The 11,864-nt window shown below is 68.9% G+C and carries 11 protein-coding genes and 2 pseudogenes; 10 read left to right on the top strand and 3 right to left on the bottom strand.

Features of this window, described 5'->3' with window-relative positions; genetic code table 11:
• From ACJOT3_RS25850 to ACJOT3_RS25835, 4 genes are all read left to right on the top strand, one after another.
• Window positions 1–1,173 (top strand): pentapeptide repeat-containing protein (locus tag ACJOT3_RS25850; RefSeq protein WP_406975704.1); only part of this gene is annotated, 1,173 nt, incomplete at its 5' end.
• Window positions 1,174–1,364: 191 nt separating this feature from the next.
• Window positions 1,365–2,669 (top strand): ATP-binding protein, encoded by a 1,305-nt coding sequence (locus ACJOT3_RS25845; RefSeq protein ID WP_406975703.1) that lies wholly within the window; start codon window positions 1,365–1,367, stop codon window positions 2,667–2,669.
• 21 nt (window positions 2,670–2,690) lie between these two features.
• Window positions 2,691–3,536 (top strand): PleD family two-component system response regulator, encoded by an 846-nt coding sequence (locus ACJOT3_RS25840; protein WP_406975702.1) that lies wholly within the window; start codon window positions 2,691–2,693, stop codon window positions 3,534–3,536.
• A gap of 59 nt (window positions 3,537–3,595) precedes the next feature.
• The gene (locus tag ACJOT3_RS25835) at window positions 3,596–4,036 is read left to right on the top strand and encodes a very short patch repair endonuclease (protein WP_406975701.1); all 441 of its coding nucleotides are present in this window, start codon (window positions 3,596–3,598) and stop codon (window positions 4,034–4,036) included.
• Window positions 4,037–4,067: 31 nt separating this feature from the next.
• Here the strand turns inward: ACJOT3_RS25835 and ACJOT3_RS25830 are convergent, their stop codons facing one another.
• Window positions 4,068–4,367 carry a hypothetical protein gene (locus tag ACJOT3_RS25830; protein WP_406975700.1) on the bottom strand — a complete coding sequence of 100 codons (300 nt, stop codon included), beginning with the start codon at window positions 4,365–4,367 and terminating at the stop codon, window positions 4,068–4,070.
• A 32-nt stretch (window positions 4,368–4,399) separates the two neighbouring features.
• On the opposite strand from ACJOT3_RS25830, the gene ACJOT3_RS25825 reads away from it, so the two are divergent.
• Entirely contained in the window at window positions 4,400–5,050 is a 651-nt protein-coding gene (locus ACJOT3_RS25825; RefSeq protein ID WP_406975707.1) for a hypothetical protein, read from the top strand.
• Between the two features lie 39 nt (window positions 5,051–5,089).
• On the opposite strand, the gene ACJOT3_RS25820 is transcribed toward ACJOT3_RS25825, so the two are convergent.
• A complete protein-coding gene (locus ACJOT3_RS25820) occupies window positions 5,090–6,097 on the bottom strand; it encodes a LacI family DNA-binding transcriptional regulator (protein ID WP_406975706.1) in 1,008 nt (335 codons plus the stop codon).
• Window positions 6,098–6,297: 200 nt separating this feature from the next.
• On the opposite strand from ACJOT3_RS25820, the gene ACJOT3_RS25815 reads away from it, so the two are divergent.
• Window positions 6,298–7,584, top strand: coding sequence for an ABC transporter substrate-binding protein (locus tag ACJOT3_RS25815; RefSeq protein WP_406975699.1), 1,287 nt, complete (start codon window positions 6,298–6,300; stop codon window positions 7,582–7,584).
• 101 nt (window positions 7,585–7,685) lie between these two features.
• On the top strand, window positions 7,686–8,489 hold the full coding sequence (locus ACJOT3_RS25810) for a carbohydrate ABC transporter permease (protein ID WP_406975705.1): 804 nt from the start codon (window positions 7,686–7,688) through the stop codon (window positions 8,487–8,489).
• Between the two features lie 57 nt (window positions 8,490–8,546).
• Here ACJOT3_RS25810 and ACJOT3_RS25805 read toward each other — a convergent pair.
• Window positions 8,547–9,845, bottom strand: a pseudogene (locus tag ACJOT3_RS25805) (RNA-guided endonuclease InsQ/TnpB family protein).
• 114 nt (window positions 9,846–9,959) lie between these two features.
• Between ACJOT3_RS25805 and ACJOT3_RS25800 the strand changes: the two are divergent.
• The 3 genes and pseudogenes from ACJOT3_RS25800 to ACJOT3_RS25790 all read left to right on the top strand — a co-directional run.
• On the top strand, window positions 9,960–10,844 hold the full coding sequence (locus tag ACJOT3_RS25800; RefSeq protein WP_406975698.1) for a carbohydrate ABC transporter permease: 885 nt from the start codon (window positions 9,960–9,962) through the stop codon (window positions 10,842–10,844).
• 125 nt (window positions 10,845–10,969) lie between these two features.
• Window positions 10,970–11,605 (top strand): GTP cyclohydrolase II, encoded by a 636-nt coding sequence (locus tag ACJOT3_RS25795; RefSeq protein ID WP_406975697.1) that lies wholly within the window; start codon window positions 10,970–10,972, stop codon window positions 11,603–11,605.
• Window positions 11,598–11,864 (top strand): annotated as a pseudogene (locus tag ACJOT3_RS25790) (hypothetical protein); the annotation flags it as partial. The gene ACJOT3_RS25795 and the pseudogene ACJOT3_RS25790, both read left to right, overlap by 8 nt.

Here is an 11,864-nt window from a genome sequence, read left to right as displayed (position 1 = left end):
CAACTGGGAGAGGCCAATGTGGCGGTGTCCCTCGGAGGCGTCCACGCGTTGGCCCACCTGGCCGACGACGCACCGACGCCCGGCCTACGACAGATGTGCGTGGATGTCCTGTGCGCATATTTGAGAATCCCGAAGCCCGAAACACCATCGATGCTCACCGAGCGGACGGAGGAGATGCTCGGAGCCTATCAGGAGAGGACGGCCACATATGAATCCATGAGGGAGGTGCGCACGACCATCGCGCACATCGTATCCCGAAGGTTGAGAGCGGAATCGCCTTGGTCGGAATGCCGCTTCGACTTCCTCAACGCATATTTCGACGGCGACGTCGATTTCAGCGGAATAAAATTCGCCAGAGGAGGAAATTTCTCCGGGGCCGAGTTCCGCGGGAAGGCCGACTTCTCAAAGTCCGAGTTCTCGGAAAAAATCGACTTCAAAGGTGCGAAATTTTACGGGCCGACTCACTTCGAAGAGAGCTCGCATCGGGGAGACCTGGATCTGGAGGGAACCACATTCCACGGAACGGCGTCCTTCAGAGGAGCATCCTTCGAAGGTTCCGCCAGCTTCAGGTCGGCTCGGTTCTTGGGATCCTCGAATTTCTCCAAGTCGACATTCTCCAGGGTGGCCAATTTTTCGGGGATCAGATGCGGGAAGCGCATCGAGTTCAAAGGGGTCGAGTTCTCGGACAAGGCGGATTTCACGAACTCGGCCTTCAAGCGCGATGCCGACATGAGCGGATGCGCTTTCATGGGAGAAACGAATTTCATGAACGCCTCCTTCGGAAGGGATACGTACTTCCAGAATTCAGATTTCCTATCGAACGTGGACCTGAGGAACATGAACTTCATGGGTCACACCGTGTTCGACGACGCCCGGTTCGGAGCCAAGGCGCATTTCTCAGGTTCCCACTTTAAGAGCTCATCATCGTTTCTCCGATCTCGTTTCACGGAGGGCCACTTCAGGACCGTCTCGTTCGGGGGCCGAGCCGCTTTCGCCTCCTCCAGGTTCACCGGCGAAACAAGCTTCACGGGTTCGATTTTTCACTCGGGGGCGGATTTCGTCGGTGACGATCCTCCCGGAACCGAGGCCGGGGGAAGCTGCCCCAAAGGTCTGGTGAACGAAAGGGGGGAATCCGCTGCAGGTGTCCTGCTGCCCGGCCGGTGGACCCTCTAGCGCCACGACCGCGCTGGTCCGGTGAGGCCCGTCCGAGATTCGCCGTTCACGTGAGCTGCGAAGGGAGGGAGCGACCCGCTCGTACCCGAACGGCAACCGGACATTTGACCGGTTGGCAGGGGCACTGACGTACTGGTGAGGTCGGTTGACCGGTGCCACCGTTGAGGGACATCGAGAACGGAGGGCATGACATGTTTGATTCCACGTTGCGGGACGACAAATACGTTTTCGCGATGGCCAGGAGATATTCGCTGGCCACGGGGGCCACAGCCGCCTCCTGGCGTGGGGCCATCGTGCTGGCGTCGCTGATCACACTTATAGGGGACGCACCCGGTTCCTGGCCGCTCATCTCGGCCCACCTCCTCGTTCCCCTGGTCGGAGTGGTCCTCGCGTGGGCGCACACCCAGGAGGATTTCCTGGAGAGGGTCGCCCTCTCCTCTCCGTGGCGGACTCTCGGACTCTCTTTCGTCGCCGACCATCTCCTGTTCATCGCCAGCCGACCACGGGTGAACCTGGCCGGCACCATGGAGTACCTGGGTCTTCTCAGCATGGCCCTCCTCCTGGGAGGCCTGTACCGCGTTCCCTTCTCAGAGGGTGCCTGGCTGGTCGGCGTGGCACTGACCGTCGCCTTCGGCTGGTCGGTCGGCAGAGGCGTCATGCTGGACTCCAGTTGGTACAACGACAAAAGTGCCCCGTCGGACGCGGTCAGGGCGCTGCGCGTCGTCTTCCCGCCGCTGCTCTCACTCGCCTGTCTCATCGCCTTCCTTCTCCTACCGGTGGCGACGGGTTCATTCGCACCCGGATTCGAACTCCCGGTGGTCCTGATCTCGCTGGTTCCGCTCACCCTCTATCCGGCCGCGATCAACCACGAGAACGCCCTGAAGGCGGCCCGGGTCTCCAGGTCCATCGCGCTGACGGATGACCGGATCCTGGGCAGCCAGCGGATCCATGGACTGGTGAAGAATCCCTTCCGGCTCCTCCAGCGAGAGATCAACCCGGTACTTCCTGAACTGGGATTCCATGTGAAGTACTATTTTCAGAGCCTGGAATACTTCATCAACGACGCTAAGAATGCCATCGAGGAAGGGCCCGAATCCTACCGTGGTTCACTGGACGAGATCTACTCGCGGATCAGCGACCTGCTCGCACCGTCGGAGCGACCGAAGGTCGCCTTCGCCAAGGGGGAAGGGGTGGATCACATCGAGGGCAACGACTATGATCTGGTTCGCACCGCTCTTCATGATCTGGTGACGAACTCCATCAAGGCCGACGCAACCCATGTACAGGTCATGGCGAAAAGGTACGGGGACCCGGCCTACCTGGAGATATCCGTCTCCGACGACGCGGATGGGGAGGTCGTCCTCTCCCCCGGTTCATCTTTGGACAACCTGAGAAGAATCCTCATCGAGCTCGGGGCCGGAGACCTGCGCCTGGAGAAAAGCGAAGACGGAACCAAAACGGTGACCGCGTCCTGGGCATCGAACCCACCGAAGTGACCGAGGTGAAAGATCAACACCATGAAGAAGACCGGGATCGTCGTATGCGATGACCACAGCATATGGAGCTCGCAATGGCGGAGGGTGCTGGACGAGAGACGCCCGAACCGGTACGAGGTCACAACGGTGAACTCTCCGAGGGAGATGGAGAAGACCCTGGAAGAGAACACGAGCGTGAGCATTGTTGTGCTCGATGTCGACTTCGCCCGCGCGGTGCCCGAAACCGGCCTTTTCGGTCTGGAGGCGGTGGAACGGCAGCGACGACGCAGGGACGGTAACGATCTCCACTGCATCATGATGACCTTGGAGGAAGAGGACAACAGAAAGCTCTTCCTGCACACGGCGTTCCAGTGCTTCCACCCGGCCCCCGTGGACCTCATCTACAAGAACGACGAACTCGACGATATCGCGGTCTCGACCTTGGACCTCCTGGCGGCGGGCGGGCGGCCGGGACCCAGGAGGTACGCCGAGTTCGTACCGCGCGCCCGACAAGATACCCTCATGTACCACCTGATCGGGGGACCCAAGCCGCGGGGAAAGAAGAACCACGTGTTCCCCGTCCGGTACACGCTGTGGAAAACACTCAGCGAAATGGACGACAACGAAAAAGAGATATCGGGCATGAACCTTCTACGCGAGGCGACCGGTCTCAACCGCAACTCGATCTACGCGCACCTGGAACACGCCTTCAGCGTGGCCTCCGAAATCGTACCGACCATGCGGTTCGGGCCGAAATCCGTTTCAAGTCACGGCTTCAAGGAGAGGAACGAGCAGATCGCACCGCTTCGAGGATTCGCGGGCGCCAACCGTCTGTTCTTCCAGGCTCCCGAGCTGGACCGGATCGTGATCGAACGTCTCATGGACTGACCGAATCGGTCGGTGTCGGGCAGGCGGGATCGTTATCGCGCCGGCCTAGGATGCGGCGCATGGCGGTTCCCCGGCCCACCAGGGCGCTCAACGAGGGTGTGCGCAAGAGCATGCGCGCGAACAAGGGCCGCGACACCGGCCCCGAACTGGCCGTGCGGCGGCTGGTGCACGCCGCCGGGCTGCGCTACCGGGTCTCGGCCCGGCCGCTGCCCGCCCTGCGCCGCACCGCCGACCTGGTGTTCACCCGCCGCCGGGTCGCGGTGTTCGTCGACGGCTGCTTCTGGCACGGCTGCCCCGAGCACCACACCACGGCGCGCACCAACGCCGCCTACTGGGCCGAGAAGGTGCGCGCCAACCGCGAGCGCGACGCCGACACCGACCGGCGCCTAGGCGAGGCCGGGTGGACCGTGCTGCGCTTCTGGGAGCACGAGGAACCCGCCGCCGTGGCCGAACGGGTCGTCGCGGCGGTGCGGGAGAGGAGGGAGGGACCCGGGAGGTGACCGGATCCGGCCACGCCCCCCGGGAGAAAGATCAGTTCTCGGAGTCGGCGGAGCGCCGCGGCCGGATCGGCGAACGCCCGGCGAGGCCGCGCACGCGGTCACCGATCCGCCGCAGCACCGACCTCACCGGCCCCGGTCCGGTTTCGGGGGAAACCTCCAGGTCGGGGGCCTCCTCGGCGGCCGCCGAGACCTCGGCCGCCCGGTCGCGCAGCCGGTCGCGGACCTGGTCGGGGGTGTAGGCGCGGCGCTGCCGCTCCGCGCGGGCGATCGCCACGCCCGTGGCCGCCACGCCCACGAAAGCGGCCGCTCCGAGTACTTTCCACCATCGCATGTGCCTAGGCTAGCGGTGTGGCCGATAGCGAGATCTCTTTGGACCGGGCGCTGGAGCTGAGCCGCACCGGCGACGTGTGGGTGTTCCGCGGCACGAGCGCCGCCGACCGCGCCATCCAGCTCACCACCAACAGCCCCGTCAACCACGTGGGCATGGCGGTGGTCATCGAGGACCTGCCCCCGCTGATGTGGCACGCCGAACTGGGCCGCTCCCTGCCCGACATGTGGACCGGCAAGCACCAGCGGGGTGTGCAGCTGCACGACCTGCGCGACGCGGTGCTGGTGTGGGGGCGCAAGTACGGCCAGCGCGGCTGGCTGCGCCAGATCACCCCCGAGGTGAGCCGGGAGGCCGAGGACGCCGTGCTCAAGGCGATCGCGCGCCTGGACGGCACCCCCTTCCCGTCGACCGCGCAGATGGCCGGGCGGTGGGCGCGCGGGCGCCTGCCGCTGCGCCGTCCCGCCTTCCTGCGCCGGGGCGGGGACGCCGAGCAGGCCGAACGCGCCCTGGAGTCGGCCTACTGCGCCGAGGTCATCGCGCTGACCTACGAGGCGATGGGGCTGCTGCCCGCCGGGCGCCGCCCCGGATACTACGACCCGGGGCGGTTCTGGAGCGGGGACCGCCTCAAGCTGGAGGGCGGGCACTCCCTGGGCGGGGAGATCGCCGTGACCCTGCCATCGCCGTGACCCTGCCCCCGCCGCCCGAAGAGCCCGGGGAGTAGGCGCTCAGGTCCGCGGCGGCGCCGCGGTGCTGCCGCGCACGACCAGGTCGGTGGCCAGGTCCAGGCGCAGGTTGGCCGGGCGCCCCCCGCGGGCCAGCACCAGCGCCATGCGGGTGGCCTCCTCGGCCATCTCGGTCAGGGGCTGGCGGACCGTGGTCAGCGGCGGCCCCACCCACCGGGCCACCGGCAGGTCGTCGTAGCCCACGACGCTGAGGTCCTCGGGGATGCGCACCCCCAGTTCGCGGGCGGCCTCGTACAGCCCCATGGCCTGGAGGTCGCTGCCGGCGAACACGGCGGTGGGCGGGTCGTCCAGGGCCAGCAGCTCCCGGCCGCGGTCGCGGCCGCTCTCCACGTGGAAGTCCCCGTGCCGGATCAGCCCGGGGTCCACGGGGATCCCGGCGGCGTCCAGCGCCGAGGTGTACCCGTCGATGCGGGCCTTGCTGCACAGCACCTCGCGCGGCCCGCCGATGACGGCGATGCGCCGGTGCCCCAGGTCGATGAGGTGGCGGGTGGCGGCCAGCCCGCCGCTCCAGTTGGCCGAGCCCACCGCGGGCATGTCGGGCCCGGGGTCCCCGGCGGGGTCGACGACGACGAAGGGGATGCCGCGCGCCGACAGCCGGGTGCGCTGTTCGGCGGCCAGGTCGGAGAAGACCAGGACGACGGCGGTGGGGCGGCGGGCCAGGACGGCGTCGACCCAGTCGTCGCGCGGGGTCTGCCCGCCGGACTCGGTGAGCACGACGCTCAGCCCCTCCTCGCGGGCGATGTTCTCCACCCCGCGCACCACCTCGATGGCCCAGGCGCTGTCGAGTTCGTGGAACACCAGGTCGATGAGGGCGGAGCGGCCTCCCCCGGGGCCGCGGCGGCGCCGGTACCCGTGGGTGCGGATGAGCTCCTCCACGCGGGCCCGGGTGTCCTCGGCGACGTCGGCGCGGCCGTTGAGGACCTTGGAGACGGTCGGGACGGAGACCCCTGCGGCCTCCGCAATTTTCGCGATGGTCACCGGGCCGGTGATCGCGCCGTCGGGGGCTTCCTGGTTCGGCTGTGTACTCACGCCGCCCGATACTACGCGGCCAGACGCCGTTCGGCACCGTCGGCCGCGATCCGCGGGTGATCGGGGCCACAACGGATATTGACGTGGTTCACGCCGCGTCGTACATTCGGGCACCACAAGTTTCGGAATAAATTCCGAAAGTTTCGATCAAGGGATACGCGATGACCACCCCCCGAGTCGGCACGGCCGCCGCACTGGCCGCGCTCACCCTGCTCACCGCGACCGCCTGCGGTGGCGGCTCCTCCTCAGGCTCCGATGAGATGCACGTGTGGATGTACCAGGACACCCTCGTCGTCGTGCAGGAGGGCGCCGTCGAACGCTTCAACGCCGACCAGGGCGAGGACGGCGCCCAGGCGGTCATCGACCAGGTGCCCGGCGACAACTACGTCGAGCGCCTGCGCACCGCCATGGGCTCCGGCCAGAAGCCCGACGTGTTCTTCAACTGGGGCTCGGGCAGCATCGCCCCCTACGCCGAACAGGGCCTGCTCGAACCCCTCGACGACCTCCTCGCCGAGGACCCCGGGTTCGCCGCCTCCTTCCTGCCCTCCGTCCTGGAGTCGGGCAAGGTCGACGGCGTCCAGTACGGCATCCCCCTGCGCGGCACCCAGCCCGTCGTCCTCTTCTACAACCAGGCCGTCTTCGACGAGGTCGGCGTCGAGCCCCCGCAGACCTGGGACGACGTCCTGACCCTGGTCGACGAGTTCACCGAGGCCGACGTCACCCCCTTCGCCCTGGCCGGCGCCGACCCCTGGACCGAGCAGATGTGGCTCCAGTACCTGGTGGACCGCATCGGCGGCCCCGAGGTGTTCGCCCGCATCGCCGAGGGCGACTCCGAGGGCTGGCGCGACCCGGCCGTCCTGGAGGCCGCCGAGACGGTCGCGGACCTGGTCGACCGCGGCGCCTTCGGCGACTCCTACGCCTCGGTCAGCTACACCGAGGGCGGCGCCTCCACCCTGCTCTCCGAGGGCCGCGCCGCCATGCACCTCATGGGGTCGTGGGAGTACTCCACCCACCTGGACCAGGCCCGCGAGTTCGCCGAGAACGACCTGGGCTACGTCACCTTCCCGCCCATCCCGGGCGGCGCGGGCGACCCCGCCAACATCGTCGGCAACCCCACCAACTACTTCTCCGTCACCGCCGACAGCCCCCACCTGGAGCACGCCCTGGAGTTCCTCAAGTACACCTCCCAGGACGAGTACGTCGCCGACATGGTCGCCAACGGCGAGGTGCCCACCACCTCCAACGCCGAGGACGTCCTGGCCGACAGCCCCAACCCCGAGTTCGCGGTCTTCCAGTACGAGCTGGTCCGCGACGCCCCCCACTTCCAGCTGTCCTGGGACCAGGCGCTGACCCCCGAGATCGCCACCCCGATGGTCACCGAGATCGAGGCGCTGTTCAACGGGCAGCGCACCCCGCAGGAGTTCGTCGACGCCCTGGCCGCCCTGTGAGCGCGGACGTCCAGGGCCGGGCCGCCCCCCGCACCGGGCGGCCCGGCCCCCTGTGGGCCCTGCCGGGGGTGGCGTTCTTCGCGGTGTTCGCCGTCCTGCCCATGCTGCTGGTGGCGTACCTGTCCTTCACCCACTGGGGCGGGCTGGGCGACCCCGTCTTCGCCGGACTCGACAACTGGACCCGGCTCGCGAACGACCCGCTCATGCACCGCGCCGTGGGCCTGAGCCTGCTGCTGACCGTCGCCAGCTGGGCCATCCAGACGCCCATCAGCCTGCTCCTGGGCGTGTGGTCGGCCGGGCGCCAGCGCGGCCGCGCCGTGCTGTCCGCGGTCTTCTTCCTGCCGCTGCTGCTGTCCTCGGCGGCGGTGGCCATCATCTGGCGGGCCCTGCTCGACCCCAACTTCGGGCCGCCGGCCTGGATCGGGCCGGCCCTGGGCCTGGGCACCCTGGACCCGCTGGGCCGGGGCGGCAGCGCGTTCTGGGTGATCGTGTTCGTCGCCGCCTGGCAGTTCATCCCGCTGCACATGCTGCTCTACCAGGGCGGGGCCCGGCAGATCCCGGCCACCCTGTACCAGGCGGCGCGCATCGACGGGGCCGGGCGGCTGGGCATGTTCTGGCACGTCACCCTGCCCCAGCTGCGCAACACCGTCACCACCTCCTCGGTGCTGATGGTCGTCGGCTCCCTCACCTACTTCGACACGGTGCTCATCATGACCGACGGCGGCCCGGGCACCGACACCACCATCGTCCCGTACCTGATGTTCCGGGCGGGCTTTCGCAGCTGGGAGCTGGGCTACGCGAGCGCGATCGCGTTCACCCTGGTCATCGTCGCCACCCTCATCGCCCTGGTGATGGTGCGCCTGACCGGGTTCGGCTCGATGCGCAGCACCAGGGAGGGAATTTGACTTTCCCTCCTCCCGAAAGGGAGGGGAGTCCGATACGCGCCAAGGCGCGCACGACCCTTACGGGCCGACCCTCACGGGCCCGGTTTCCTGTTTCGTCGCCGACCGCGGAAGGGAGGACCCTTGCCGTCTCACACCGGCTCCCGCCCCTACTGTGCAGGCTTCGCCGTTATCGCACAGCGGGGGCCCGGCCTACCCCGAGGCTTCGTCTCGGAGCACGGCACGTCCTGCCGCCTTGATGTTCTTCGCCGCGTTCAGCTCACGGTCGTGCCGTGTGCGGCAGTGCGGGCACGTCCAGAACCGGGTGCCCAGAGAGAGATGCTTCAGGAGGTGCCCGCAGTCCGAGCACGTCTTGGACGAGGGGAACCACCGGTCGATCACCACCAGGGTGCGACCGTACCGGGCGGCCTTGTACTCCAACTGGCGACGGAACTCACCCCAAGCGGCATCCAGCACCGCCCGGTTGAGGCCCGCCTTCTGCCGCACCCGCCTGCCGGGCGCCTGGAGGGTGCCGCGCGCGGAGGCGGACATACCCCGCACATCGAGGTCCTCGATCACGATCACATCGTGCTCGCGCACCAGGTGGGTGGTGGTCTTGTGCAGGAAGTCGGCGCGGGCGTGGCGGACCTTGCGGTGCGCGGCGGCGACCTTGCGCCTGGCCTTGCGCCGGTTGTTGGACCCACGCGCCTTGCGGGCCATCCGCCGCTGGTAGCGGGCCAGGTTGCGGGCTTTGCGGGCCAGGTGGCGGGGGTTGGCGATCCTCTCCCCGGTGGACAGGGTCGCAAAGTCCTTCACACCCAGGTCGATGCCGACCTCGGCCCCGGACACGGGTGCGGGCGGCGGGTCATCGGTGTCCACGGTGAAGGTGACGTACCAGCGGCCGTCCGGCTCCCGCGAGACGACCACCATGGTCGGGTCCAGGGCTGCGAGGTCGACGTCCGTCCACGACCACGCCACCCGCAGCGGGACCTGGTGTTTGGCCAGGAACAGTTCGCCGTTCCTGATACGGAACGCCGATCGGGTGTAGTGCGCCGACTGGCGGCCGGTCCGGGTCTTGAACCGGGGGTAGCGGGCGCGTTGGGCGAAGAAATTGGAGAACGCGGTGTGCTGGTGGCGCAGGGTCTGCTGGAGCGGCACCGAGGACACCTCGGACAGGAACGCCAACTCCTGGGTCTTCTTCCACCCGGTCAGCGCGGCGTCGGTCTGCTTGTAGGTGGTCGTCTCACCGCGCCGGTGGTAAGCAGTGTGGCGCTCGGCCAGGGTCTTGTTCCACACCAGGCGCACACACCCGAACGTGCGGCCCAACTGGGCCGCTTGTTCGGTGTCCGGGTAGGCCCGGACCTTGTACGCCGTCCGCATGCGAAAGAATTTACACCGAGGAGAGGCGTGAGTAAGGCAAAATTGGAAAGTGCGGGCGGGCTGTCCCGGATTCCTCCCCGTCGTGAACGACGGGGCATCCTACGGAAAACTTCAGTGGAGGAACACCGCACCGCGGCGGCGCCGCGGCCGCCCCGGCCGGCCCGGATCCGGTACCGGGGCGTGGGCGAGCGCCCCAACGTCCTGGGCGGGCTGGGCGCCCTGGTCTGGCTGGTCGTGGTGGCGCTGCCGCTGTACGCCCTGCTCATCGCCACCGTCCAGCGCGGCGAGAACTACGTGCCCGAGGGCCCGCTGGCCCCGCCCTCGGACCCCACCCTGAACAACTACGCCACCGCCGTCGACAAGGGCCTGCTCGGGTTCGTGGGCAACACCGCCCTGGTCACCGTGGCCGTGGTCGCCCTGGTCGTGGTGCTGTCGGCCACCACCTCGTACGCGGTCGTGCGCTCGCGCACCCGGATCACCGACGCGACGTTCCGGGTGTTCCTGCTGGGCCTGGCCATCCCCGCGCAGGCCGTCATCATCCCCGTGTACATCATCATCGTCCGCATGGAGCTGTACGACACCCTCACCGCGATCGTGCTGCCCACCGCCGCCTTCGCCCTGCCGGTGTGCGTGCTGATCCTGGTCGGGTCCATGCGCGACATCTCCGAGGAGCTGTACGAGGCGATGGCCCTGGACGGCGCCGGGTCGGTGCGCACCTTCCTACAGCTGGTCGTGCCCATGTCCCGCTCGGGGCTGAGCACCGTCGCCGTCTACTCCGCGCTCCAGGCCTGGAACGGGTTCCTCTTCCCGCTCATCCTCACCCAGTCCGCCGACCGGCGGGTCATCACCATGGGCCTGTACGAGTTCCAGGGCGAGTACCGGGTGGATGTGCCGGGTCTGCTCACCGCCGTCGTGCTCTCCACCGTCCCGCTGTTCATCGTCTACCTGGTGGCGCGCCGCTCCCTGGCGGACGGCCTGATGGGGGTGGGCGGCAAGTAACACACGGGTTTCGGATCCCCAGAGCCCGGGCAGGCGGCTGGTTGTACCGGGCGGGCCCGAGACCGAGTGAACCGAACGGCTCCCCCGTCCGTGGTCCTTCATAGACACGGCCCGAGGGGATGCGGATGAACGACGACGCGCTGGACGAGGCGCTGGACGAGGCCGCCGAGGCGGAACTGGCGACCCGGTGGGGGCCGTTCCGCCTGGTGGCCTTCCGTGATCCGGTCGACGCGCAGGAGCACCTGGCGCTGGTGCACGGCGAGGTCCGCGACCACGACGAGGTCCCCCTGCGGGTCCACTCCGAGTGTGTGACCGGGGACGTGTTCGGGGCGCTGCGCTGCGAGTGCGGCGACCAGCTGGCGTCCGCCGTCGGGGTGATCACCGCCGCCGAACGCGGTGTGGTGGTGTACCTGCGCGGGCACGAGGGGCGCGGCATCGGCCTGCTCGACAAGGTCCGCACCCTGGCCCTACAGGACGCCGACGGGCTGGACACCATCGACTCGGCCACCGCCCTGGGCCTGCCGGTGGACGTGCGCGACTACGGTCCGGCCGCCCGGGTGCTGCGCCACCTGGGCGTGCGATCGGTGCGGCTGCTGTCCAACAACCCCGACAAGGCCCGCGCCCTCGAAGAACACGGGGTCAAGGTGGCCGTGCGCGAGCGGCTGCTCGCCCCGGTACGGCCGGAGAACCTGCCCTACCTGGTGGCCAAGCGCGACCGGCTGGGGCACGACCTGCCCGCCCCGGAGCTGCCCGATGCCTGAACGCGCCGCCGCCACCGCGCCCGCCCGGGTCGTCCGGCCCCGCCCGCCGGGCCCGCCCCCGCACCCGCCCCTGCGCGGGATCCGGCGCCCGGCCCGGCGCTCGCTGCACCGTGCGCTCGCCGGTGCGGCGGCGGGGCAGCTCGCGGTGCTGGCGGTGCTGGCCGCCGCGGCCGGGCTGGGCCCGACCGGGTGGGCGGTCGCGGCCGCCGTCGCCGGGGCCGGGGCGGCGCTGGTGGCCCGGGCGGCCGCCCGGGCCCGG

It is taken from the genome of Nocardiopsis protaetiae (assembly GCF_045446735.1).
GTDB classification, from domain to species: domain Bacteria; phylum Actinomycetota; class Actinomycetes; order Streptosporangiales; family Streptosporangiaceae; genus Nocardiopsis; species Nocardiopsis protaetiae.
Note: the sequence above shows the minus strand (reverse complement) of the source record. Positions and strands in the feature narration are given on the sequence as shown.